Raw genomic sequence first — 25682 nt, 5'->3', positions numbered from 1 at the left:
TCCTCAGTTCAAATCTGTAGCTGTCGGCCCGGCCGGATCATCCGTCGCGACGATGTGGAACAAGGCCGCGTCACCCGTCATGCTGGGATAGGCTGTGTGATTGAGATTTTCCGGCACGCTCATCGTGTCTCCGGGCGCCAAAGTCGTCTCGCCGCCGTCCCAAACCACGCGCCAGTGGCCTGTCACGGGCATTAGAACGGAAGGCCGGTCATGGCTGTGCATGTCAGTGGTCGAAGCGCCGCGCGTCAGCAAGCCAACTTCAAAGCCGGGCCGGTCGCGCAACATGCCGTTTTCACCGATCACCAGAACAGGCTTGCGATCAGCCAAAGCCACCATGTCCCAATAGCGAGCGACATAATGCGGCACCACTTCCGCGGTCGTCGGTGAGGGGTAACGATTGGCGTCTTCATCACTCATAATCGGCATCGGCTTCACACCGTCCGGCAGGGCTTGGCCCTGCTTGGTGTCATACAATTTTCCCGTCTCGGCCAACACCAGCCCGTGGTCCTGAGCGTCTTGGATCACCTGTGGAGCCCAAACCACGCCACCACCAGCATCATCGCCGCCGAGGATCGCCATGATCATCCCGTAATCGGTTCCAATATTTTCAAAACCCCGAAAGATACCCGTCGGAATATTGATGATGTCGCCCTTCTCCAGCGTCACCTCACCCGCCGTGCCATAGCGCCCCCAGAAGAACCGCCAGCGCCCGGACAGCACGAAGAACACCTCCGCTGTGCGGTGCGAATGCAGCGAATTGCGGCACTTCGGCGGCTGCCCCGCAGCGCCAATGTTGAAACCGTGCGGGATCGCGATATGCACGTGCTGATCCGGGCTTTCAGAGACACCACCACCAATGATCGTGAAGTTCTCTTTTTGGTCGCTGCCAGGCGTGTGCGCATCGATAAATGCCGTCTTGCACGGCTTCAGATCGCCATAACGAACGATACGGGATTCCATTTCTTCAGGAGTCATTTTGCTTTCCCATACCTTGCTTAAGCGCGGAAATTTCCGCCTCCAATTGCTGATTGCGCGTCGACAATGCTTCGATCCGGGGGGCCATCATCTTGGCAATTTCGGCTTCCGTGAAACGTGGTTCAATATATTTCGGACAGTTCCAGTCCATTGCCGCTACATCAATCACGACAAGCCTTTCCGGCCGAGGCCCATTTTCCTGCTCAAGTTCTTTGGCAAGAGCATAATCCGCAGACGCTGCCATCATAGTTGCATGGCCTAGAAGCTTCAAACGTGCCTGACGCGGATAGTCCATCAAGATGAGCGCCACGCGGCCATCTGCATCGAGATTGCCCTGCGTTACAAACTGCCGGTTGCCGGGGTAGTCGGCAAAACCTATCCGCGTCGGGCCGATCACTTTGAGGAAACCAGCAGGCCCGCCACGATGCTGGACGTAAGGCCAGCCATCGCTGTTTTGGCTTGCCATGTAGAAAGACGTGCGACTTTCAATAAAGGCTTTGGCGTCCTCATCAAGATCGCCCTTGAAACGGTTTTGGTACGATTTCTGAAAACGCTCGTACGAGCCGTCCGCTTTTTGATAGGCGGACACAGCATCTGTGAACATTAGATCAGCAAAACTATCCAAGACATCACCCCGTCTGCATCAAAATCTGTTTCCAGATCGCCACTTCGTCATACAGCGCAAACTCGCGCCGCAAGCCCCAAGGGCCGAATTCAGCGTGGCACATGCCCATCACGTGAACATGCGCGCCGGTTGGCCGCCCGAAGGCGCCCCAGCCTTCGTGCTTACCGTCCAGCGACCAGCGCACGGAAGCACGCGGCGGCATCATGTTGCCCTCATTGCCGATCTGATGGTGGATCTTGAACTCCGCATTGGGAAAGGCCGACCGCAGACCAACCCAGAATTCATCCACGTCGCCAAAGCTCAAACCGATGCGCCCACCGGCATATTCGCCGACCACGGCGCGGTCGTATTCGCGTTTGATGACGTTGAAATCCATCTCCATGATCGAGGTGAGAATGGCCGCGTATTTCTCGCCCCATTCGTTGTCATTGCCTGTCCCGTGATAGCCGCCATCAATATCTTGGTCCGGTGTAAACGGCTTGGAACACTTGTCCGGCCCGCCCTCGTTTTTGATCAGTCGCTTGGCATATTTGCGTGGGTTCATGCCGAGCTGACGCACGATACCCCCATAGTCGCGGATCAGCCATTCGTCGAAAATCGTGTTCTCTTTAGCGGCGCAATCGGCAATCACCTTGATGTTGAAGGGCAGAAAGGTCGCCTTGCCAAACGCGCCGTCGTGGGTGTGCGTCGCCCGCGTGTTCAGCCGGTGTGACGACAGATAACCCGTTGGATCGCTGCTCCAGATCACATCTTCGCCAAACAGTTCGCGGTCGGGAAATTCGTAGCACGTTGCCATCGTCGATGCCTTCACGACTTCGTTGCCGCGCTGAATGCCCATGGGCGAGCGGACAACGATATCTTTGGCGTAGTACTCGTTCAGCGTGGCGATGCCGCGATCTTCCCAAATCTCTTTGGTGATGCCGATGATGTAATCGGGGAAGTCTTTCCAGCGCTGCGAGAAGCCTTTGAAGTCGTCGCTCATGTTCGGTCCTTAGTCTGCGGTCCAGCCGCCGTCGATCAAAAGGGAAGTCCCCGTCACCAGAGACGATGCCTCGGAGGCGAGGAAAACCACCGCCCCCATGATGTCTTCAATCTCGCCCACACGGCCGAGCTTGATCTTCTCTTCCAGCCACGCAACACGCTCCGGATTGTCGAAGGTCGATTGCGTCATCGGGGTGCGGATGAAGGTCGGGCAGATCGTATTTACGCGAATCTGGTGTTGGGCCAATTCGATGGAAGACGCTTTGGTCACGCCTTCAATGCCGAATTTCGAGCCGCAATAGACCGAACGGTCGATGCCGCCCACATGACCCATCTGGCTTGACGTGTGGATGATAGAACCGCCTTTGCCAGCCTTGATCATGCCCTTAGCCACTTCCTGCGCCACGAAGAAAGCCGCCTTCAGATTCAGGTCCGTGATCTTGTCAAAATTCTCTTCCGTCACCTCAATGTAAGGCGTCGGGTCATTCGTGCCCGCATTGTTGAACAGCACGTCGAAGGGTCCGTATTGGCGCACTGTGGATACCATCTGATCGTGATCGCCCACATCGAGCGAAATGCCCTTGGCCTTCCATCCCTGTGCGCGCAGCATTTCCGCCGCGTGGCCAATCTCTTCCTCATTGCGCGCCGCCATCACCACTTCAGCCCCGGCTTCCGCCAGCGCCACAGCGCCCCCAAGGCCGATACCCCGCGACGCCCCCGTCACAAGCGCACGTTTGCCGTCGACGCGGAAGGAAGGTGGTTTGGGAAGGTTGGTCATGACTGCGCTGCCTTGAAGTGAATTTTTGTGGCGTTCTTCATAGCACGCGGTCGCCCGCCCGCCGCACAATTAATCCGCTCTTTCACAGCCGTTCCCCCACGAGCGTATGGCCCGTCAGTTCCCGCATACGCGCGAATACATCGACGCCAACCTGTCGGTAAAAATCGAGCAAATCCACCAGCACCCAGTTTTCGCGGATCACATCGCCTTCCATGCGCCAGAAGTCGAGGCTGCGCAGCAGGACTTCCTTGCCGGAGGGCGCAACGCCCATCCAGCCATCGCCGGAAAGTGTGAGCCGCATGTTGGGCCAGCCCGTTTCACAGACATATTCGCCCTCACCGATCCAATGGGACATCAAATCACCCATCGCATCGAGCTTGCGGTCCGGCATGCCGCGCAGAAACGGTATTTGATGCACGTTGCGAAAACCGCTCACACCCCGGCACGTGCCGATGCCCGCGGGGCCATACCAGTTGAACCGCTCGTGCCAGTGTTCTTCCAGCCGCATGACTTCGGGCCCGCCTTCGGCCGGGTGGCGGCACATGTCGGTCAGCATGGCTATCACCGCATCCATCGCCGCTTTGCCATCGCCTTCAACCGTCAGGCCGTCGCCGCTCATCGGCGCAGGCGTCATCAACAGGGCGCCAAGCTGCGGTGCCATCGGCCAGGCCCGCGCCTGCATGATCAGTTCAGGAATATCCCAGATCGCCTGCATCTCAACGACCTTATCGTCCTCCAGCAGAAAGAACTCATGATACCGCATATGCACCAGACGGCCCGTTGGCGGGATGTGGAGAAAAGGCGCATGGAACGTGCCAAAGTAATTGCCCATCATGCCCACCATTGAGCGCCCTTCGAGCGACGTGCCGGCCATTACGATCATGTCCCGCCGCTCCAGATCAGGGATCGCCTCGATCAAGGGCTTATAGGCGCTTTCAACCAGAGCCTGCGGCCCAACCATGCTGCCAAACGGATGGCACAGGTGGACCTCCGCATCGTCTGCAAACACATCAGCCACCGCCGCCGAAATATCCGAAAGTGTGGCCGTTGCGAAGGCTTGGCGAAACGGTTCAAGCCGCGCTTTCAGCGATGAAGGGGATGCGGACAAACGGTTTACTCCGCCGCGTCCGTCAATGGTTCGGCAGCCGCACCATAAGGCACATTGCGACCGCCATAACGGCGCACGCGCACGTTGCACTGCTCCGCATGGCCGACAAAACCTTCCAGCATGCAAAGTCGCGATCCGTATTCACCAACGGTAGTCGCCGCTTCGTCGGTCAGAACTTTCTGATAGGAATGCGTTTTCAGGAATTTCCCGACCCAAAGACCGCCCGTATAGCGCCCGGCCCTCTTCGTCGGCAGCGTGTGGTTCGTGCCGATCACCTTGTCCCCATTGGCAACATTGGTGCGTGGGCCAAGAAAAAGAGCGCCGTAGCACGTCATGTTCTCAAGGAACCAGTCGTCGCGGTCTGTCATCACTTGCACGTGCTCGGAGGCGATATCGTCAGCGACTTCCAGCATCTCGTCATAGGTGTCGCAGACGATCACCTCACCATAATCTTCCCAGCTTTTCGCAGCCGTTTCAGCCGTCGGCAGAATGGTCAAAATCCGCGCGATCTCATCCATCGTCTCCCGTGCCAATTTCTCGGAATTGGTCAACAAAACAGCGGGCGAATTGTAGCCGTGCTCGGCCTGCCCCAGCAGATCAGTGGCGCACATTTCGGCGTCCACCGTCTCGTCCGCGATCACCATCGTTTCCGTCGGTCCAGCGAACAGATCAATCCCAACGCGGCCAAAAAGCTGCCGCTTGGCCTCCGCCACAAACGCATTGCCCGGCCCCACGAGCATGTGAACCGGCTCCACCGTCTCCGTGCCAATCGCCATCGCGCCGACAGCCTGCACGCCGCCGAGGCAATAAATTTCGTGCGCGCCGCCCATATGCATGGCGGCGACAATTGCCGGATGTGGTTCACCGTTCTGCGGGGGCGCGGAAGCGACGATGCGTGGCACGCCGGCGACAGATGCTGTCAGCACCGACATATGCGCAGACGCCACCATCGGAAATTTGCCCCCCGGCACATAACAGCCGACCGACTGCACGGGGATGTTTTTGTGCCCCAAGATCACGCCTGGCATCGTCTCAACTTCAATATCCGTCATGGAAGCCCGCTGCGCTTCGGCAAAAGCGCGGATTTGCACTTGGGCAAATTTGATGTCCTCAATATCGCGCTTTGCCACTTGGCTCATCGCGCGCTCAATATCTTGCTCAGACAGGCGAAATTTCTCCGGCGAATAATTGTCAAACTTTTCAGACAATTCCCGCACGGCCGCATCGCCGCGTTTTTCAATATCGCCCAAGATACCTTCAACGGTTGCGCGAACCTTCGCGTCGTCCTCAGCGCGCAATTCCTCACTGCGCGCGGTTTTCAAATGGCGGATCATTACGTTTCTCCTCGTTCACGGGCTGTCAAAACCGATGGCGCGTCCAATTTATCGTACAGCACTAACCCAGTTGCATACGTATGCAAGTGGAAACAACAAGCGCCATAAAGTGCATTGCACACCATCTCAGTCCACTATTTTTGTTGCCTGGATATTTCGGCAAACAGGTCATACCCCATCTGCAAAAGCACGTGCGGTATATCGACAAATACCCAGTTTTCCACCAGCAGATCGTCTTCGCGCCGCCACCAATCGCATACCCGCATATAGAGCGTTTTGTTGGTTGCGGGTTGGCTCAAAAACGGCTTGATCTGGTGCGCATTCAGCGATGGCCAGCCGCCAGAGCAGACGTAATTGCCATCACCATGACGGGTGAAATGTCTGGTCTCGCTGCCCTCTTTCGAGCCACCGATCCAGTGCGAAAACAACCCTTCAAACGGCACCTGAAACGCGTGAAAATTGTCCACGCCGATAAAACTGCCAAAAGCGCCGGGGCCATACCACATCATGTTTTCGTGCCAGAACGGACGCCATGCTTCATCCTTCGTGGCAAGTCCATCAAGCATCTGTGTGACGATCTTAAGGGAAGACTGCGACAGGACCGGATCACGGGGCGATAAATCCAGACCGTCACTGGTCGCGGGGCCGGGAATCATGCCTGTATACCCTGGCACAACCGCCGGACTTTCAAGTTCCGGCCACTGGTCAACCGAGATCATCAATTCGGGAATATCGAGATAGATATAGGCTTCAACCGAGCGACCATTTTCAATCCGGTGAAATTCGCCCACCCGCAGATATTGCAAAGCATCGCTGGCCTTGATGCCCAGCCAATCCCGCTTGAAATGCCCCACATAATAGCCGGTGGATGACACCCAGTCACCGCCCTCAAATCCACCCTCCGTGAGCAAATAGTCACGACGGTGAAGACCATCGAATGAACCAAGCAATGAAGCGATAAACGTGTCGAAATAGTCCGCGCCGGACATGTCGTTAAACGGATGGACAACATTCATCTTCGCATCGGGCGCGATGAAACCAGCCACGGCATCGCGGAATTGCTGTTCGCCCGGATGCGCGAACGCATCAAGATAGTGCTTATAAAGCGGCTTGTTTGTCTGGGCCATTAGACCGCAATTCTTTCACCTGTGGACTTATCGAAAAGGTGGCAGATCGAGGGGGGAACTGAGGCAGAAATTGCGTCACCAATTTTGGAGCGGTATTCCTTACCAGCCTTCACGGCCACAAGCGCTCCGCCAGCTTTCATGGTCACCATGGTCGCTTCGCCGAGCAGTTCCATCGAATAGACCTTTGAACCAATCTGCGCCTTTTTGCTAGCAATCTCGGCATCTTCAGCGCGGAAACCCAAGGTGACAGGGCCGGAATATTTTTTGGTCAAGCCTTTGATCGTGACGTTTTCTCCATTGAAAACACCACCTTCCAACTTGCCTTCCATCAGGTTCATGGCGGGCGAACCAATAAAACCAGCAACGAATGTGTTGGCAGGCGTATCGTAAATATCGGTCGGCGTACCGACCTGTTGCACGAGGCCTTTGTTCATCACCACAACCCGATCGGCCAAGGTCATGGCTTCGATCTGATCATGGGTGACGTAGATGGTCGTCGTGTTCAGTTGGCTGTGCAAATTTTTAATCTGCGCACGCGTTGACACACGCAACTTGGCATCCAGATTCGACAGGGGTTCATCCATCAGGAAGACCGTCGGCTTACGCACAATCGCACGCGCAAGGGCAACTCGCTGACGCTGACCGCCGGAAAGTTCCGCAGGGCGGCGATGCAGGAAATCATCAAGCTCAACCATTGCAGAAGCCTGCATCACTCGGTCATTGTGCGTGGCCGGATCAACCTTGCGCACCTTCAGCGGGAAGCGGATGTTTTCATAGACCGTCATATTCGGATAAAGACCGTAAGACTGGAACACCATAGCGATGTCGCGGTCCTTTGGCTCCAGATCGTTGACCCGCTGATCACCGATATAGAGATCACCGGTCGTTGGCGTTTCCAAGCCAGCAATCATCCGCATCGTTGTTGTCTTACCGCAGCCTGATGGGCCGAGAAGAACGAGAAATTCCGCATCGGGAATGTCCAGCGAGAACGTGTCCACGCCGACGAAATCGCCCCAGCGTTTTGTGACCTTATCGAGCCTGATACCAGCCATCGAATTTAACCTTTCACCGCGCCTGCCGTCAGCCCACTGACGATCTGGCGCTGGAAGAACATGACGAGAATGAACAGCGGTGCCGTGGCGGACACCACTGCCGCAACTGCAAACATGACATTGCCTTCGGTCTGCGTTGTGCCGAGGAAGGACGCGATTTTCGGTATCATCGTCTGGTTCTCTTTCGACAGAAGCAGCGTGGTCACGGCAAAATCATTATAGGCAAGCAAGAACGAAAACAGACCCGTGGTGATCACACCTGGCCACATCACGGGAATGATCACGTGGCGGAACGCCTGAAACTGGGTACAACCATCCACCTTGGCGGATTCGTCGAGGTCTTTCGGGATGTTCTCGAAGAATGAATGCAGCATCCAAAGCGTGAACGGCTGATTGATAGCAACCAGCACAATGATCGTCGTCGGCAAAATGCCCCAGACATTGTAGGCAAAGAACGGCTCCAAATAGCCGGAGACCAGCGTGATAGGAGGCAAGGCGCGGAAGATCAATGCGATCAGCAACAACCAGAATGTGTAGCGGAAGCCTGAGCGCGAGAGAGCATAGCCGCCCAACGTGCCGATCGTGAGCGATGTGCACACAACGAAAATACACACAATGGCGGTGTTCATCACCGCTCGCCAAAACTCTTCCTGCACCCAAGCGCCATAGTAGCCGGCGCCAGTAAACGGCGTGCCGTATACGACCTGCGTGCGGGCTCCCGTTAGCGCGTTTGTCCAATCTGCGATAGAGAAGAAATCCAACTCCACCTTGAAGGATCCCCACAGCGTCCAGAAGAATGGAAAAGCGGCGACGATCAACCAGATCGTGATGAAGGCTGCGGAGAAGATCCGAAGTCCAGTGCTTTTTCTTTCAACCGAGGTCGACATATCAATGAGCCTTCCTGTTGAAGTCGCGGTACGTGCGCACCAGAACGGGTGAAAGCAGAATCGCGACACCAATCACCGTCAGCACGGACGTTGTTGCCGCGGAAGAGAGCAACCGCGTCTCTCCGCCCAAATCGTTGAGAATAATCCACGAGAGCGATGTCGCGTGGGCCTCGGCGCTGAAGCCGATGATCGGTTCCAGCACGCGAAAATTGTCCATGATCTGTATGAGCGCCACGAATGTCACCAGCGGCATCAGGTGCGGGATCACAACATAGCGAATGCGTTGCCAGCGGGTCGCGCCGTCAATCATGGCGGATTCAAGTGTATCCTGCGGAAGCGTTTGCAATCCCGCATAGAACACCACAAAAGCGAAAGGCGCGGAACTCCAAACACCGTAAACGATCAGCATTATCCATGTCAGCGTGGTGGAGGCTTTCAAAGAAAGGTCTGGATCGTTGACCAGCCATTGCAAGAAATTACCCAGAATTCCGCGCGAGTCGATCATCCAGAACAAGATTAGCGAGCCGATCAGCGGGGTGACGATCATCGGCAACAACGAGAAGAATATCACCAAACCTTTGAGGTTTTTGTTCAGCGCGTTCACAGCAACCGCAATCGAAAAACCCAAAATAATCAACAGAGGCGTGGCCGTGAAAGTGTAGGTCAGCGTGAATGTCAACGCGCGGTAGAACGGCAGATTTGTCAGTTCCGAGAAGAAAGCTCCCAAAGTTGGCGCAGTGCGCCATGCAGCCGCCACTTCCTTTGTCGCTAGATGCCCACGGTCAAAGTAAATATCGAGGCCGACAAATTTACCCCAAGGTTCCGCAGCGTTCAGTTCCGCCATCGCTTCATTGTCGACGTTGGTTTCTTCCGTGCAGCCAAAAGGCCCACAATTTTGCACGGTTTTGAAAATCTGGTCATGGTCCGTGTAGACCGACTGCATCAGTACAGACACGATGGGGAACGCGATGAACAACATCATCGCTAGCGCGGTTGGAAGGAAAAACCAAAAGAATGTGCGGTGTTTCATGCCCCGTCGGACCCTCCCAAGCCCACCTGATACAAATTAAGCCAAGCGCGAAATATGCGCCGAAAATCGACAGTCTCTAAAAGAAAAGGGCGGGCCTGAAATCTTCGGCCCGCCCTTGTGACTTTCTACTTGAGGAAGCCTTTTTCAGTTGCGGCGGCTGTATACGCCGCTTCGACATCAGCAAGCGTCTTCTCCGCGCTTTCCTTACCTGTCATGAAGTCTGCAATTTCAGCACCGAGAGCGGTATGAAGAAGACCCTGGAACGGACGCATTGGATAGGGCTTTGCACCCATTCCAGCTGTCTTGAACACGCCTTCAGCTGCAGGAGTTGGCTTATAACCATCGATCAGCCAAACAGCCTGCGGTGATGTCTCATCATTCAGCATGGAAGGATCGATCGCTTTCGTGAGCGCAATGAAGGTGGCCTCTGCGTCTTCATCGGAGATGTTTTTGGCGACTGTAAAGCCATCCCACCATAGCGTGGTTGCTGGCACTGAACCGCCACCGACGGTTAGCGGAGCATCAATTGCAGTGTTTTCGGAAACCTCTTTGCTGGAGCCTTCCGTGTCACGCAGCGGCCCGACGCGCGAACCCCACATATGCATCATGGCCACATTGCCGGCTTTCCATTCCGCGCTTGTCGCGTTGGAATCGTGAGTCAGATAGTCTGGATTCATGTATTCAGACAGCGCCTTCATCATTTCGAGAGCCTTCACGCCCTGCTCGTTATTGATGGAGACTTTGGCCGTGCCCGGTTCAAAGAACTCGCCGCCGTAGCCAATATACATATTGTTGAATTCCTGCGCGAGGTTCCAACCGGCCTTGTACGGTCCGCCAAGAGGATATTCCAGCAGGCCCATGTCCTTGATCTTTTTGGCGCCAGCCAACATTTCTTCGTAGGTCTTCGGCGGTGCGATACCAGCTTTTTCCAGAATATCCTTACGATAGACGAGGTGCTGCGCGTTAGCCATGAACGCAACAGCCATAACCTTGCCATCAATGGTGATGAGCTGGTTCGACTTCAGCTTGCCACCGTGCTTTTCAACCAAATCGTCAAGCGGACGGATCACGTCTTCGTTCATCAGCGCAACGATCGACGAATTGGCAACGATGGCTGACGTGTATTCGGCAGGATTGTTGGACATGCCCTGCACGTTGATCTTCTGGTGATCGGCGGTCAGATTGGCTTTAACCTCTACACTGTCGGTAGCGCAGGCCATTGCGCCTTTACCAACGGTTTGAATGGCTGGAAATTCGTTGCCAACGATGCTGACACGGCCTTTGGAAATGCCGCAATCGGCATAAGCATAGCTGGAACCGGCCAGCATGAGCGCACCGACGAGTGCTGTTTTGATCATGGATTTCATGGAAGTCTCCCTTTGAATTTTTAACCCTGTTTCACTTGTCTGATCGACAATGCGAGCTGGAGTTGCCGAAAGCTAAGCATGGGCCTGCGGTTCTGCCAAGGAAAACACAGGCTTGCATACGTATGCAAGTGCTTATTGTGTTACAGGTTAGACCTGTACGCAAAAGGGCGCCGTTAGCCAGTGCGCGCACTGCCCCGAATGATGAGCTCACCGTGCAGGACGCTGGCCCGGCGCGAGACGGCACCAGCAGCAATCTGCTCCAGCAAAATATCTTTTGTCGCTGCAATCATAGCATCTGCAGGCTGCTCCACCGTTGTAAGATCATAAGCGCCCCAAGCAGCTTGCGGAACATCATCATATCCGACCACGGAGACATCTTGCGGGATGCGCAGGCCCAGATCATTGCGTAAAACGTCCATCACCGCGAAGGCCATATGATCGTTGGCCACAAAAACTGCGTCCGGCTTGTCTTTGCGGGAAAACAGCTCCCTCGCGGCGTCAGTGGCCCCCATTGATGTGTAAGCGCCCACAGCACGTGCATGGCAAACCATGCCTTCTTCCGCCAAACCTTGATAAAACCCCGCCTCTCGGTCGCGGCTTGTCGAAGCCAATTCAAACCCCGCGATAAAGGCAATACGCTCATGCCCACCTTGCGCGAGAAACCGACCCACAGCCCGTCCGCCAGCAATGTTGTCGGAGGTGACCGAGCTTGCTGGCGTTGAAGAAACATAACGGTTGAACAACACCACCGGAATACCGTGGTCAGCACATTCCTGCGCCATCGACGATGACAGATGGGCCGATGCCATCACTACGCCTTCGACTTGATATTGCAGAATTTCCTGAACCACTTTGTCTTGATCGCCAGGGTCGGTCATGAACAACAGCGTATGATACCCCTCAACCTGCAACGCGCGAGACAGCCGTTCGATGACAACGGGATAGAACTGATTGTCCAGATAAGCGACGGCAATTCCGATTATTCCGGATCTGCCTGAAATCAGTGAACGGGCCAAGGCGTTGGGCCGATAACCAAGTTGCTTGGCGGCAACCATCACTTTGCTGCGTGTATCCTCGGAGACGGAAGCCCCCCGTGTAAACGTGCGACTGACGGCCGACTGAGAGACCCGCGCAAGACGGGCAACATCGGCAGAGGTGACTGAAGGTTTAGCCATGGAAAACAAGTAATCATGGGTGGAGGGCTTGGTGCAAGCCTTCCCTCAACTGTGCTCAGCGCTGGGTGCGAACCAGTCCGGCAACTGGCAAGACCACCACCAGAATCATCAGCATGGTCAAAACCGAAACGCCCAGCGCAGCAGCGTGATAGGGCGCAATTCGCGCAACCATCTCAACGCACATCAATGCGGAAAGGATCAGCAGCGCAAAGGCTGCGAGCGGGCGTTTGTTGAGATCGAAAACCATTCATCAACCCTGCACCAAAATCGCCAACACTCGGTTAACCGGCGGCAGGAGCATAGAGAATGGGTTACTTAAGCGTAAAACCGCTGGCGATCAGATGGCAAGGTAATCGTGACGCAATTGCTCGTTGTCGAGAACCTCTTTCGCCGTCCCCGTAAACGCCACTTCGCCCGTGTCGAGAATAATCGCTGTATCAGCCAGTTTCAGCGCAGCAACAGCATTCTGCTCCACAATGATTGTGGTAATGCCCGCATTGCGAACTTCAATGAGCGCCTTTTCGATATCGTGGCGAACGACAGGTGCAAGCCCCTCATAAGGCTCGTCCAGCAAAAGCAACTTTAGATCTTTGGCAAGCGCACGCCCGATCGCCAGCATTTGCTGCTCGCCACCGGACAACGTTGTGCCTTCCTGCTTGCGACGCTCTTTCAGGCGCGGAAAAAGATCGTAGATCCGCTCGAAATCCCAGCCTTTTGTGCCGGCAATGACAGCGAGATCGAGATTTTCTTCAACCGTAAGACCCTGAATAATCCGTCGGTCCTCTGGCACGAGCTGGATACCAGCAGCCGCAGCCTGATAGCTCTTGCACGAATGAATCGGTTGGCCTTCCAGCCAGATTTCGCCGGAGCGTACTTCTGGTTCGTCCAGTCGTGCGATTGCGCGGAGCGTAGACGTTTTGCCAGCACCGTTTCGGCCCAACAAAGCGCAAATCTCACCTTCAGCGACGTCGAATGAAATATTCTGTACAATGTAGCTGTCGCCATAATAGGCACTGACTCCACGAATGGAGAAATATTCCGCCTGCGCGGTCTCTGGCTCTTCGATGATTTCTGCCGCGCTCATACCTGTTCCTCCCCGAGATAGGCTTCTTTCACCTTCGGATTGACCTTGATTTCTTCTGGTGTGCCCTGCGCAATAATGCGCCCGCCCGCCAAAACGGAAATACGGTCGGCCAGTGAGAAGACAACGTGCATATCATGCTCGATGATCACCTTAGTCATGCCGCCTTCTTTGATCTTTTTGAGAAGATCAATCGTGGCATTGGTATCAGCGCGCGCCATGCCCGCCGTCGGCTCATCCAGCAGCAACAGACGCGGCTTCTGGATAAGGCCCATGGCCAACTCCAATCGCCGCTTGTCGCCGCGCGACATCACTGAAGCATTGTCAGACAATTGCGCTTGCAGGCCAACGCTTTCCAGAACGTGCTCCGCTTCTTCGCGCAGCTCCTTTTCGAGTCGCATATGCTTGAACGGATCAAGTGTGAATTGACCATCGCGCTTTGAGAGGCCCGGCACCATCACGTTTTCCAAAACCGTCAGATCAGGAAACACTTCTGGCGTTTGGAACACCCGCGCAACACCGAGCTGGTTGATCTCATAGGGCGTCTTGCCCGTCAGCACTGTTCCATCAAAAACGACAGCGCCACGATCCGGCTTCAAACGGCCGACGCAGACGTTCAGCAGCGTGGATTTGCCCGCTCCGTTAGGTCCGATAATCGCGTGCGTCTCTCCCTCACGCACATCAAGATCAACATCGGATAGCGCATGCAGTCCCGCGAAGCTCTTGTGAACATCGTCAATGTGCAGAACGGAATTGGGCGTCCCGCGTTCGAAGGTGCGGCCTGCTTCGGCTTCAACTGTTTCGCTAGCAGTCATGTCACCCTCCTTCATTCCGCCGGCGCGGTTTGCGCCGCTACCGATGGCGATTTCTTGCGCGAAAACTTATCGCCAATGCGTTTGACACCTTCCATCAACCCGCCGGGCAGGAAGATAACAACCAGCATGAACACCAGACCCAAAGTCAGATGCCAGCCCTTGCCAACAAAGGGATAAACAACGCTTACAAAGATATCCTGCAGAGTTTCCGGCATCCAAGCGAACCAGCCGTCCAGAACTCTCTCGTTAATTTTGGAGAAGATGTTTTCCATATACTTGATCATGCCCGCGCCCAGCACAGGCCCGATCAGTGTGCCAGCACCGCCCAGGATGGTCATCAACACCACCTCACCAGAGGCGGTCCAGAACATCCGCTCGGCACCAGCCTGTGCGTCCATAGACACCATCAAGCCGCCGGCAAGACCGGCATACATGCCGGAAATGACAAACGCTGCCAGCGTATAAGGCTTGGTGCTGATGCCCGTATAACCAAGACGATTCTGGTTCGACTTGATAGCTTTCAGCATCAGTCCGAAAGGCGAGCGGAAAATTCGGATGGCAATATAAAACGAAAGCACCATCAGCAGAGCAGCGATGTAGTAGCCAGCGTTGAAGGTGAAAAGCCAGCCGCCAATCGCCAATTCGTAGCTTGCTCCCATATCCAATCCGAACAGATTTGCGCTTGGTGAAGCGCCCGGCTCCAACGGTCCGTCCAAAATGCGCGGATCTGCCAACTTAGGCTGCAAACCAGTCTCACCGCCGGTGATCGGCGTCAGCACCGAATAAGCGAGCGAATACGACATTTGAGCGAAGGCCAGTGTGAGAATCGAGAAATAAATGCCCGAGCGCCGAAGCGAGATATATCCCACCGCCAGACTGAACAGCCCGGCCACAACAATGGACAGAAAAATTGCCGGGACAACATTCATCGTGAGCAACTTCATCATCCAAATGGCGGCGTAAGAACCGGCACCGAGAAACGCCGCATGACCGAAACTGAGATAACCCGTTAGGCCGAACAGTATGTTGAAGCCGATGGCAAAAATTCCAAAGATGACGAAGCGCTGCATCAAGTCGGGGTAACCCGCATTGAACTGATCCATCGTTGAGTCAACCGGAAACGGATTGAGGAAAAACGGCGCAAACAGGGTCAAAACGATGACCAGCATCAGCAGTTGAAAGTCCTTTTTCTCAAGACCAAGCATAGCGTTAATCCTCCATCACGCCGGCGCGGCCCATCAGACCCCGCGGACGGGTAAGCAGAATGATAATTGCGACGAGATACAAAATGATCTGGTTCAGCCCCGGCAAATATTCGAGCACCTCACCCATTGATGCGAAGCTTTCCAAAATACCGAGTAGGAAACCTGCCAGCACAGCGCCAGCAAGGCTGCCCATGCCACCCACAACAACAACCACGAAACTGAGCACCAGAAAATCCATGCCCATATGGTAGTTGGGCGAGTTGATCGGCGTGTACATTACCCCGGCAAGGCCAGCGACCGCTGCCGCCAATCCGAACATTATGGTGAAGCGCTTGTCGATGTTGATGCCGAGCAGCCCCACAGTCTCTCGGTCTGCCATACCAGCGCGCACAACCATGCCAAACGTTGTGAACTGGAGGAAGGCAAAGACAGCTCCCACGACAACCGTAGCGAAGCCAAAATAGACCAAGCGCCAATAGGGATAGATTATCACATTGGGATCAAAGCCCATTGCCGCACCGAAATCGAAAGAGCCTTTGAACGCATCAGGCGCAGGCGTTGGGATCGGGTTGGCTCCGTAGAAATATTTGATGATTTCCTGAAGGACGATGGCAAGGCCAAACGTCACCAAAATCTGATCCGCATGGGGGCGCTTGTAGAAGTGTTTGATCAGGCCGCGCTCGATAGCGACGCCGATCAGCATCATCACGGGGATAGCGAACAAGATGGATATGGGCACGGCCCAGTCGATGATGACGTTCCCCGCAGCCTCCCCGAAAAAATCGTAAATATACGGCACTTCCACCTTGAGCGGATTGCCGAGAAAGTCGGTTTTCGTTTCGTCGATGATCGTATGCGACAGCGTCAGGATACGGCTGAGTGTAACCGCGCAAAACGCACCGATCATGAACAACGCACCGTGGGCGAAGTTAACCACGCCAAGCGTGCCGAAAATGAGCGTCAGGCCCATAGCGATCAACGCATAAGCGGATCCTTTATCCAGGCCGTTCAAAATTTGAAGAACAATAGCTTCCATAGTCGGTGCCCGTGAAGGCCCTCCCCGTTCCGTCGTCGCATCATGCTAGATGAAGTTCGGGGCGACCCTTTGAGGAGCCGCCCCGAGAAGTGTCCCGAGGCTTAAGCGCCCGGGTTACAGGTGCCAATGTTTACGACATTGCCGTTTGCATCGCGCATCTGTGGGTGATCAGGAGCATAAGTCACCTGCTCAACCGGTGTCACTTCGACGATTTCGAGAAGATCGAACTCGGAAGTTGGGTTCTCTTTACCCTTCACAACCAGCACGTCTTTGAAGCACTGGTGATCTTCCTTGCGGTAGAGCGTCTTGCCGTTGCCCATACCGTCGAATTCAAAGCCTTCAAGCGCTTCGACAACACCGCACGGGTTGAATGTGCCAGCGCGCTCACACGCATCTGCGTAAAGCAAAGCCTGAACATAGCAGGTGTGCGCAGCCTGTGATGGCGGGAAGCCATACTTCGTGCCGAACGATTTAACGAACGCTTTGGAGCCTTCGTCCTGCAGCGACCAGTGCCAGTTTGTCGAACCGAAGATACCCTTCACGTTCGCGCCAGCACCCTTCGCCATCAGGCGGGAGTAGAGCGGCACGATGATCTGGAAGTCTTTGCCGTTCACCTGCTTGTCGCGCAGGCCAAACTGCACAGCGTTGGTCAGCGAGTTGACCATGTTGCCACCGTAGTGGTTGAGAACCAGCGTGTCGGCACCGGACTGAAGAACAGGCGCGATGTAAGACGAGAAGTCGGTCTGCGTCAGCGGTGTTTTCACGGCGCTAACGGTTTCCCAACCGAGAGCCTCGGTCGATTCACGCACGGCCTGCTCTGTGGTGTAACCCCAGTTGTAGTCCGCTGTCAGGTGATAGGCTTTACGGTCTGTGCCATAGGCTTTCGCAAGCACCGGCGCGAGCGCGGCGCCGGACATGTAGGAGTTGAAGAAGTGGCGGAAGCCGTTGGCCTTCTTGTCCTTGCCGGTCGTGTCGTTGGAGTGGGTCAGACCCGCCATGAAGATGATGCCTGCCTCTTGGCAAAGCGCCTGCACAGCCACGGCCACACCGGAAGACGATCCGCCGGTGATCATCACCGCGCCGTCTTTTTCAATCATCGAACGGGCCGAAGCACGCGCAGCGTCTGACTTGGTTTGCGTGTCACCGGTCACGTAAGCGACCTTCTTGCCAAGGATACCGTTACCCTTCAGCGCTTTGGACGAGAACGTGTTCATCATGCCGCCATCGCCGCCGCCATTGAGATGTTCAACAGCAAGTTCATATGCGCGAAGCTCGTCCGCACCTTCGTCGGCGTATGGGCCGGACTGGGGAACGTTGAAGCCCAGAGTAACCGTGTCGCCTTGTGGGGCATTCAGATAGCCGGCGTGGTTTCCAGCGGATGCGCGGGAAAAGAAGAAAGGCGTTGCGCCAACGGCAGCGGCTGCTGCTACGCCGGTTTTCACAACGCTACGACGTGTGATGTCTTTGTTGCTCAAGTTAAATCCTCCCAAGGATATAAGGTTCGTAAGCCGAAGCGTCCGGCTGCACGATCGCGCAGCCATGACCTCCCATCCTCTTTGTAAGCCGCAGCTTAGCACAGCATCAATCGAGTCTTTGGGATTAGAGCGCCGGGATGGCACTCAAAACGTAACACTAGAGTATAACACTACGTCACATCCGCAGCGTTTGACGCCACCACTACCATCTGACATTTTCGCGCTAACATCGGAGCCCGATTTTCACGACATACGAGAGCGATCCACATGGCCTATGAACTCGCCGCGCAAAGCCTGCCTTCCCTCAACACATTCTCTTGGGATGACGCCTTCTTGCTGGAAGACCAGCTCACAGAAGAAGAACGCATGCTGCGCGATGCGGCCCGCAATTTTGCGCAGGAAAAGCTCGCCCCGCGCGTGATCGAAGCCTACCGGGAGGAAACCGTCGACACCTCAATCTTCCGCGAGATGGGCGAGATGGGGCTTCTTGGCGTAACGGTGCCGGAAACCTATGGCGGCTTGGGCGCAAACTATGTCTCTTACGGCCTCGTGGCCCGCGAAGTGGAGCGGGTCGATTCCGGCTACCGCTCAATGATGTCGGTACAATCCTCGCTCGTCATGTATCCGATCTACGCCTACGGCTCGGAAGAGCAACGGCGCAAATATCTGCCCAAACTCGCTACCGGCGAATGGATCGGCTGCTTTGGCCTCACCGAACCCGACGCTGGCTCTGATCCGGGCGGGATGAAAACCACTGCCAAACGCACCGCCAACGGCTATGTGCTCAACGGCTCGAAAATGTGGATTTCCAACGCCCCGATAGCGGACGTCTTCGTCGTCTGGGCCAAGTCCGAGGAACACGGCGGCACGATCCGCGGCTTCATTCTCGATAAAGGCACAAAAGGCCTGACTGCGCCGAAGGTTGGCGGCAAGCTTTCGCTGCGCGCTTCGGTCACGGGCGAAATTGTTATGGACAATGTGGAAGTCGGCGAAGACGCGTTGATGCCCGACATTCAGGGCTTGAAGGGCCCATTCGGCTGCCTCAACCGCGCCCGCTACGGCATTTCATGGGGCGTTTTGGGTGCCGCCGAATTCTGCTGGCACGCCGCGCGCCAATACGGCCTCGACCGCAAACAGTTCAACCGCCCGCTGGCGCAAACCCAATTGTTCCAGAAAAAACTCGCCGACATGCAGACCGAAATCACGCTGGGCCTGCAGGGCAGCCTGCGCGTCGGTCGCCTGATGGACGAAGCCAACGCCGCACCGGAAATGATCTCCCTCGTCAAGCGCAACAATTGCGGCAAGGCGCTGGACATTGCCCGCATGAGCCGTGACATGCACGGCGGCAACGGCATCCAAGAGGACTACCAAATCATGCGCCACATGGTGAACCTGGAGACGGTAAACACCTATGAAGGAACGCACGATGTGCACGCTCTAATCTTGGGCCGGGCGCAGACGGGGTTGCAGGCGTTTTTCTAAGAACAACGTGGCCGATCTAACGCTAAGCGGTTGTCCATTTTCGAACCGAAGTAGCAAGTTTTTGGTATTCATCTGATCCTCTCATATGGGGTTCTAGCAAAAAATAACGCGACCTATTCGAAGCATAGAAAGGCTTTGACTTCAGTTTTCCGTATATTCCTAAAATTTTAATACATTTGTATTTACGTTAGTTCCGATCCAGCGCACCGCTTTTGTGGCGCCACGGCGGAGAACGGTACATGAAGTCTTTTACCCGGTTTTTTCGATGCGAGAGTGGTGCCACAGCAGTTGAATACGGTTTGTTGGTTGCTCTGGTCGTGATGATTGTCATTGTTGGGATCATGAATGTTGGTGATGGCGTAAGCGATAAGTTCGACGGTTTATCGGAAGAGTTCAGCACTCTTGAAACCATCAATTCCGTAGTCCGCACATAAGTGAAGTTCAGGCCGGTCAAACTCTGGACTGTTCAAACCATAGGCTCGCTAACCGCTTTAAACATGCTGAACGGCGACAACGGCAGCTAACAGCAGCCCGCTTTCCTGCAAAAATCGAATGCATCACATCTGGGAAACAATAGACCGAATTATACTTCAATGGGGTGTATAAGATACGTCCATGAAATCATTGATGGAACCGTCGTCATCCAATCCGTTAATGTTAACGTTTCACTAATAATCAGCAATTCGATAGACATAAATCCGCATTATTGTATCTCAACATCAGGCTATTTCGTTTTGATGGAGGGCATCAATGTCTATATTAGAAAACACTGCGGATATCATAAGCAAGCATCGCTTCAACGGCTCGGACAGTGCCGAGGCAATTGATGCGGAAGAGCGTCCGAACGCCAAAAAGAACATCATCCAGTCTGCGTTCAAAACCGTAGAGCGGCATTTTGGCATTTCCCAATCCCTGAAGGATCAGGTGGAGGATGAGTATATCGATTTGGAGTTTCTCAAGAACCTCAGTGAAGAAGACGATCTGGGACTTGAGCCAACGCAGGAGCTAGAGCCATTCGAGCCAGACCAGATGGATGGATCATCCTCGGCTCGTTTGCTGACACTCGCGAACAAGAAAAACGCCTGCCAAAGCGTCCATTCGAGCATTCTCCAAGGTGTCGATGTATTGAAGTCTGTCGCTGAGCGCGCGGCTCAAGTGACGAGTTATCTGGAATATCTGGAAGGCGAAATCGAGCGTCTGGAGAATATCGAGACCCACTCTCAAGCGCTGCGAACGGCCTCCGCCAATTTGGCGCAGGAACAACGAGACCAAATCGCGAAAAACTCCGAGTTGAAGCAAACCGTCGTTGAACTTGAAACCCAAGTTGCCAGCACCCGCGAGGAACTTGAAGCGACAAACATTCAGCTTACCCGTGTGGTTGACGAGAAACGCCGCCATGAGGACACAATCTCATCAAAGTCGATGCTGATTGCTAAACTCGAAAACGACAAGGCACGTATGCTCGATCAAATCGAAGATTGGGAGCGTGAGCACAGCGATGTCAAACGCAAGCACTACGAAGCTGTAGTCCAGATTGAGCAATTGACCGAAAGCATCAAAGAGAAAGATGCCAAGGCTGCGCGAAAGAAACTTCTCGCTCAGGAAACGGATCAACTCATAGAGGAACTGAGAGTTGAACTGGCAGACATCCGGGCCAAATTCCAAGCCTCAAGCTCGAGCAATGTGGCGTGCAAAGCCAAGTTGAACGAAACGATGTCAAAATACGAGGCCGTACGCCGCGAACACGAAGCGAAAAACACTCTTCAGCTGAAACGGATTGCCGAGTTGGAAGCCCAAAACCAAGCTATGATGCGTGAAGCCTCGATCAACGAAGATCTGATTTCCGAATTGAACGGCCAACTCATCAGTGCAGGTTCCATACCGGATATCGAAAAGCAGACGAATGCAAGGAAGAAAGCCAGAGCAAGCACAAAATCTGCTGCTGGTGCCAAGAAATCCAAAGGCACCAAATGCGCGATCTAGTGCAGTGCTGATAATGGATCACTTCCATGCGCCGGATGGTTGCAACCATCCGGCGCATTTTTTTAAAGGAACGGCAGTTCCACGAGTTCGCCCTGCACGACGCCGCCTTCGCGAACGACGCTGACGCGTTCTCCGGCTTTGATATGGCTGGAAATTAGCGCGTAACCGATGTTCTCCAGCAGGCGCGGCGACCACACGGCGTTGGTCAGATGGCCAACCTGTTTGCCGTTTTGCTCAATCGGCTCCCAAGCAAAAGACAGAGGCATTGGCATCGTGCCACCCAGCTTCACGCCAAGCATATGGCGCTTGGGGCCTTCCGCCTTGATGCGGCGCAGAGCGGCCATACCGATCACCTCGTCATCGAGATCGGTGTTCGTATACTTGTCCAATCTGACTTCAAACGGCGACGTGTTCACATCCGTGTCGCCACCCACAGATACCAACCCACTCTCTGTGCGCTCTGCGGTTGTTGGGCCGCCGGGACCGATGCCGAAAGGCTGGCCTGCTTCCTTGAAGATGTTCCAAAGCTGCGTGCCCTTTTTGCCGTCGCGCAAGTAAATTTCAAATCCACCCTGCTTCGACCAGCCGGACCGCTGCACGGCCACGGGAATGCCCTCAACCTCGGTCTCGCGGAACCAGAAGTATTTGATCTCACGCACCCAATCGCCACAAACAGACGCCACAACGTCTTCTGCAAGCGGCCCTTGTAAAGCCATCGGTGACACGTCCGGCTCAGAGATCTCAACATCCAGTCCGCGTTCAGCTGCAATACCCCGTGCCCAAAGCCACATGTCGCTATCTGCGATGGAAAACCAAAACTTCTCGTCGCTGAATTTCAACAGGATGGGATCATTGATGATCGTGCCACGATGGTTGCAGATGGGGACGTATTTCCCCTGCCCTTCTTTGCAGTTGGAGATATCGCGAGCCGACAAAATCTGAGCCAATCGCGCGGCGTCCTTGCCGGTAATCTGAACCTGCCGTTCTGCTCCGACGTCCCACTGGGAGACGCCTTCGATAATGCGCCAGTATTCAGCTTCCGGATCGCCGAACGAACTGGGCAACAGCATGTTGTTGTAGAGCGAACAGGAAACCATTCCCTCCGCCAAAACCGCTTCATAAAAAGGCGAAGGCCGCAGCCTGGCCGTTGGAAAAATCGCAACCATCATTCTCTCCCAGTCAACGGCGCTCCCACTATTCTCGCTAAGGCCGAAAACCACACGCCGCTATCGCAGAACCGTCATTTGAAAGGCGCTCATGTCGCTGTCGCCATTTTCCTATCTTGTGTTAGGAAGTGGCAATTGCCTGAAGGAGACGGACCAGTATGAATTTCGACCAGCCGATTGAACGCCGCGACACCCACTGCGCCAAATGGGACATGATGGAAAAGCTCTACAACGTCCCCCGCGAGGACGGTCTGGCGATGTGGGTTGCCGATATGGAGTTCAAAGCGGCAGACCCTATCCAGCGCGCGGTGCAGGAGATGCATGACCACGGTGTCTACGGCTATTTCGGCGATGATGCGAAATACAAAAGCGCCATTCAGTGGTGGATGAAAAACCGCCACGGCTGGGAAATTGAACCCGACTGGATTTTCACCACCCACGGCCTGGTGAATGGTACCGCCATGTGCGTTGATACCTATACCGAGGTCGGCGATGCCATAGTGCTGTTCACACCAGTCTATCATGCCTTCGCCAAAGTGATTAAGGCCAACAACCGCACGGTGACGGAACTGCCGCTGGCGCTCACCGATGGCCGCTACACGATGGATTTTTCTTCCTATGACGCCCTGCTGACGGGAAAAGAGAAAATGCTGATCCTGTGTTCACCGCACAATCCAGGTGGCCGTGTTTGGACAAAATCCGAGCTGGCACAAGTAGCGGCCTTCGCCAAGAAGCACGATCTGATATTGGTGAGCGACGAAATCCATTGCGATCTGGTGTTTGGCGGCACGACACATATTCCGATGGCCAACATAGAAGGTGTGTCAGAGCGCCTGGTTATGATGAACGCCACCACCAAGACGTTCAACATTGCGGGCTCCCATTCCGGCAACGTTATCATTCCCGATGCCGATCTGCGCGCCCGCTTCAATGCCCGGATGATGGCCTTGGGCATTTCTGCCAATTCCTTTGGCGTGTTCATGGCGACGGCTGCTTACACGCCAGAGGGTGCGGAATGGGTAGACGCTTGCGTGTCTTATCTTGATGGGAACAGAAAGCTGTTTGACGAAGCGATCAACGCGGTGCCAGGCCTCGCATCTATGAATCTCGAAGCAACTTACCTTGCATGGGTCGATTTCAGCGGGACCGGCATGGGTGCAGACGAGTTCACCCGCCGGGTAATGCAAGACGCTAAAATTGCCGTTAATGCCGGCCCCACATTTGGCCTCGGCGGCGAGAGTTTCCTGCGCTTCAACATCGCCGCCCCCCGCGCGATGGTGGAAGACGCGTGTCAGCGGATGCAGCGGGCCTTTGCCGATTTACAATAGGGTTAATGGCCCAATCCACCCAAGCAGAGCCAACAACTGCTTCCCCTCAACGTGGCAAACACTACTGAACACAAAGGGATTTCTGTAGATTCCAGTTGACATGTGTCGACCCGACATGGTGCGACAATCATGAGGGCGATGAATGTTGAAGTCTGACCACGCGCAAATGCGTGCGAACATCAGATCGCGGCAACCACACGCTTGGGGATGAAGTATGGCGTTTGTAAAACTTCCCGGACAATTGGCCAAAGCATCGGCACTTGCCCTTGCTGCCTCTCTGCTCGTCTTGCCAACAACGACCACATCAATGGCCGAAAGCATGACCTCGGCTGTCAAACGAGCAGTCAAAACCCACCCGTCCGTAAAGTCGAAACGCGCCAATCAACGCGCTGTTGCCAACGAACTTGAAGAGAGCCGCTCATCTTTCCTGCCGCAAGTCAGCCTTTTCGGTGATGCGGGTATCGAGCGCGTGGAAAACGACAGTTCGCTTTCCGTGCGGGATAGCGGACGCACCAATTTCACCCGCGAAGCCGGTGTTTCGGTTCAATACACACTTTTTGATGGCTACGAACGCGCCAACATCCTCTACCGCAACGCTGCTCGTCTGGATGGCGCAATTTGGGGTCTGTTGGCCACATCTGAAGCGACAGCGCTGAATGCGGTGGAAGCCTATATAGACGTCGTACGCCACCGCGAGCTTCTTGCAGCAGCGCATCGCAATATCAAAAGGCATAAACGCATTTTGCGCCTCATTCGCGCTCGTGTTTCCGGCGGCAAGTCGCCAGCAAGCGATGCGTTTCAGATCGAAGAGCGGGTTTTCGCGGCACAGGCCGTCGAAGTTGAAATCACCAAGGCACTGAAAGACGCTAACGCCAAATATCGCAAAGCTGTGGGCCGCAGTCCCGGCAAAAAGATGCGCGTTGCGCGGGTGAAACACTTGCCCAAGTCACGCAGTCAGTTGGAACAAACTGCCATCGCCAACAGCTATGAAATCAAGGCGCTTGAGAAAGTCGCCAACGAAAATCAGTACGCGGGTGATGCAAGCGCATCCGGCCTGTCCCCAAAAGTCTCGCTGGAAGGCCGCGCATCGATTGGTGCGGACCGCAACGGCTCACGCGGAACCCAAAACGACGCCTATGTCGGGCTTCGCCTGCAATGGAAGCTGTTTGACGGCGGCGCAACAGACAGCCGCGCAGGCGCTTTTGCAGAACGGGCGCAAGAAGCGCTCTACGAAAGGGACGTGCGTGTCCGTGACATCCGCGAGATCGCAGAAAAAAGCTGGGCAGCGTATCACGAGGGCAGAAAACGTAACGCGATTTTGCTCAAACAACTGAAGCAAAACAAAAAGATCGTCACAAATTACCGCGAAGAATACGAACTGTCCAAACGGAGTTTGCTCGACGTGCTTGATGCGGAGCGTGCGCGTTTCAACAACGAATTCCAACAAATCAGCGTTTCAGCCGGTTACCGCTTTTCCGCCTTCCGCATGTTGGCTATTCAAAGCCGTTTGATGCGTTTCTTTGGCCTGCATCGCGATGCGGTTGCGCCTCGCGCAAACAACGAGCAACGGTTCCGCTCCACCAATGGACGCGCCATCAGCACAGGCTCAAGCCAAAGCGTATTTGACATCAACATCGAACCGCTGAAATAGGCCGCTGAACGGGCAATTTAA

24 protein-coding genes are annotated in these 25682 nt (G+C 55.0%); 5 read left to right on the top strand and 19 right to left on the bottom strand.

What is annotated here, in order from left to right:
• Positions 1–3 precede the first annotated feature (3 nt).
• The 18 genes from ACFQ14_RS01825 to ACFQ14_RS01740 all read right to left on the bottom strand — a co-directional run bounded on the left by ACFQ14_RS01825 (position 4) and on the right by ACFQ14_RS01740 (position 18051).
• Complete coding sequence (locus ACFQ14_RS01825) at positions 4–975, bottom strand: cupin domain-containing protein (RefSeq protein WP_377210987.1); 972 nt, start codon at positions 973–975, stop codon at positions 4–6.
• Positions 965–1600 carry a pyridoxamine 5'-phosphate oxidase family protein gene (locus tag ACFQ14_RS01820; RefSeq protein ID WP_377210986.1) on the bottom strand — a complete coding sequence of 212 codons (636 nt, stop codon included), beginning with the start codon at positions 1598–1600 and terminating at the stop codon, positions 965–967. Before ACFQ14_RS01820 ends, ACFQ14_RS01825 begins: the two co-directional genes overlap by 11 nt.
• A gap of 4 nt (positions 1601–1604) precedes the next feature.
• Positions 1605–2582, bottom strand: a complete 978-nt coding sequence (locus ACFQ14_RS01815; RefSeq protein WP_377210985.1) for a nuclear transport factor 2 family protein — start codon at positions 2580–2582, stop codon at positions 1605–1607.
• A gap of 9 nt (positions 2583–2591) precedes the next feature.
• Positions 2592–3359 (bottom strand): SDR family NAD(P)-dependent oxidoreductase, encoded by a 768-nt coding sequence (locus ACFQ14_RS01810; protein ID WP_377210984.1) that lies wholly within the window; start codon positions 3357–3359, stop codon positions 2592–2594.
• 82 nt (positions 3360–3441) lie between these two features.
• On the bottom strand, positions 3442–4467 hold the full coding sequence (locus tag ACFQ14_RS01805; protein ID WP_377210983.1) for an ester cyclase: 1026 nt from the start codon (positions 4465–4467) through the stop codon (positions 3442–3444).
• A 5-nt stretch (positions 4468–4472) separates the two neighbouring features.
• Positions 4473–5801: a histidinol dehydrogenase gene (gene hisD, locus ACFQ14_RS01800; RefSeq protein WP_377210982.1), complete on the bottom strand. Its 1329-nt coding sequence runs from the start codon at positions 5799–5801 to the stop codon at positions 4473–4475.
• Between the two features lie 134 nt (positions 5802–5935).
• The gene (locus ACFQ14_RS01795) at positions 5936–6928 is read right to left on the bottom strand and encodes a hypothetical protein (protein WP_377210981.1); all 993 of its coding nucleotides are present in this window, start codon (positions 6926–6928) and stop codon (positions 5936–5938) included.
• Positions 6928–7980, bottom strand: coding sequence for an ABC transporter ATP-binding protein (locus tag ACFQ14_RS01790; protein ID WP_377210980.1), 1053 nt, complete (start codon positions 7978–7980; stop codon positions 6928–6930). Before ACFQ14_RS01790 ends, ACFQ14_RS01795 begins: the two co-directional genes overlap by 1 nt.
• Before the next feature lie 5 nt (positions 7981–7985).
• Entirely contained in the window at positions 7986–8867 is an 882-nt protein-coding gene (locus ACFQ14_RS01785; protein ID WP_377210979.1) for a carbohydrate ABC transporter permease, read from the bottom strand.
• Between the two features lies 1 nt (position 8868).
• Complete coding sequence (locus ACFQ14_RS01780; protein ID WP_377210978.1) at positions 8869–9897, bottom strand: carbohydrate ABC transporter permease; 1029 nt, start codon at positions 9895–9897, stop codon at positions 8869–8871.
• A gap of 125 nt (positions 9898–10022) precedes the next feature.
• Positions 10023–11264 (bottom strand): ABC transporter substrate-binding protein, encoded by a 1242-nt coding sequence (locus ACFQ14_RS01775; protein ID WP_377210977.1) that lies wholly within the window; start codon positions 11262–11264, stop codon positions 10023–10025.
• Between the two features lie 173 nt (positions 11265–11437).
• Positions 11438–12439: a LacI family DNA-binding transcriptional regulator gene (locus ACFQ14_RS01770; protein WP_377210976.1), complete on the bottom strand. Its 1002-nt coding sequence runs from the start codon at positions 12437–12439 to the stop codon at positions 11438–11440.
• Positions 12440–12494: 55 nt separating this feature from the next.
• Positions 12495–12686, bottom strand: a complete 192-nt coding sequence (locus ACFQ14_RS01765; RefSeq protein WP_377210975.1) for a hypothetical protein — start codon at positions 12684–12686, stop codon at positions 12495–12497.
• A gap of 90 nt (positions 12687–12776) precedes the next feature.
• Positions 12777–13523: an ABC transporter ATP-binding protein gene (locus tag ACFQ14_RS01760; RefSeq protein ID WP_377210974.1), complete on the bottom strand. Its 747-nt coding sequence runs from the start codon at positions 13521–13523 to the stop codon at positions 12777–12779.
• On the bottom strand, positions 13520–14335 hold the full coding sequence (locus ACFQ14_RS01755) for an ABC transporter ATP-binding protein (protein ID WP_377210973.1): 816 nt from the start codon (positions 14333–14335) through the stop codon (positions 13520–13522). The genes ACFQ14_RS01760 and ACFQ14_RS01755 overlap by 4 nt, the downstream gene beginning before the upstream one ends.
• Positions 14336–14346: 11 nt before the next feature.
• Entirely contained in the window at positions 14347–15540 is a 1194-nt protein-coding gene (locus ACFQ14_RS01750; RefSeq protein ID WP_377210972.1) for a branched-chain amino acid ABC transporter permease, read from the bottom strand.
• A 4-nt stretch (positions 15541–15544) separates the two neighbouring features.
• On the bottom strand, positions 15545–16576 hold the full coding sequence (locus ACFQ14_RS01745) for a branched-chain amino acid ABC transporter permease (protein ID WP_377210971.1): 1032 nt from the start codon (positions 16574–16576) through the stop codon (positions 15545–15547).
• A 101-nt stretch (positions 16577–16677) separates the two neighbouring features.
• The gene (locus tag ACFQ14_RS01740) at positions 16678–18051 is read right to left on the bottom strand and encodes a substrate-binding protein (RefSeq protein ID WP_377210970.1); all 1374 of its coding nucleotides are present in this window, start codon (positions 18049–18051) and stop codon (positions 16678–16680) included.
• A 267-nt stretch (positions 18052–18318) separates the two neighbouring features.
• On the opposite strand from ACFQ14_RS01740, the gene ACFQ14_RS01735 reads away from it, so the two are divergent.
• The 3 genes from ACFQ14_RS01735 to ACFQ14_RS01725 all read left to right on the top strand — a co-directional run bounded on the left by ACFQ14_RS01735 (position 18319) and on the right by ACFQ14_RS01725 (position 21516).
• Positions 18319–19533 carry an acyl-CoA dehydrogenase gene (locus tag ACFQ14_RS01735; protein ID WP_377210969.1) on the top strand — a complete coding sequence of 405 codons (1215 nt, stop codon included), beginning with the start codon at positions 18319–18321 and terminating at the stop codon, positions 19531–19533.
• 239 nt (positions 19534–19772) lie between these two features.
• The gene (locus ACFQ14_RS01730) at positions 19773–19967 is read left to right on the top strand and encodes a Flp family type IVb pilin (RefSeq protein WP_377210968.1); all 195 of its coding nucleotides are present in this window, start codon (positions 19773–19775) and stop codon (positions 19965–19967) included.
• A 316-nt stretch (positions 19968–20283) separates the two neighbouring features.
• Positions 20284–21516 carry a hypothetical protein gene (locus ACFQ14_RS01725; protein WP_377210967.1) on the top strand — a complete coding sequence of 411 codons (1233 nt, stop codon included), beginning with the start codon at positions 20284–20286 and terminating at the stop codon, positions 21514–21516.
• Between the two features lie 62 nt (positions 21517–21578).
• Here the strand turns inward: ACFQ14_RS01725 and ACFQ14_RS01720 are convergent, their stop codons facing one another.
• A complete protein-coding gene (locus tag ACFQ14_RS01720; RefSeq protein ID WP_377210966.1) occupies positions 21579–22682 on the bottom strand; it encodes a glycine cleavage T C-terminal barrel domain-containing protein in 1104 nt (367 codons plus the stop codon).
• Positions 22683–22840: 158 nt separating this feature from the next.
• Between ACFQ14_RS01720 and ACFQ14_RS01715 the strand changes: the two genes are divergently transcribed.
• Positions 22841–24010, top strand: a complete 1170-nt coding sequence (locus tag ACFQ14_RS01715) for a MalY/PatB family protein (protein WP_377210965.1) — start codon at positions 22841–22843, stop codon at positions 24008–24010.
• Positions 24011–24224: 214 nt separating this feature from the next.
• Positions 24225–25661, top strand: a complete 1437-nt coding sequence (locus tag ACFQ14_RS01710; protein WP_377210964.1) for a TolC family protein — start codon at positions 24225–24227, stop codon at positions 25659–25661.
• Positions 25662–25682 lie beyond the last annotated feature (21 nt).

It is taken from the genome of Pseudahrensia aquimaris, assembly GCF_042676045.1.
GTDB classification, from domain to species: Bacteria; Pseudomonadota; Alphaproteobacteria; order Rhizobiales; family Rhizobiaceae; genus Pseudahrensia; species Pseudahrensia aquimaris.
Note: the sequence above shows the minus strand (reverse complement) of the source record. Positions and strands in the feature narration are given on the sequence as shown.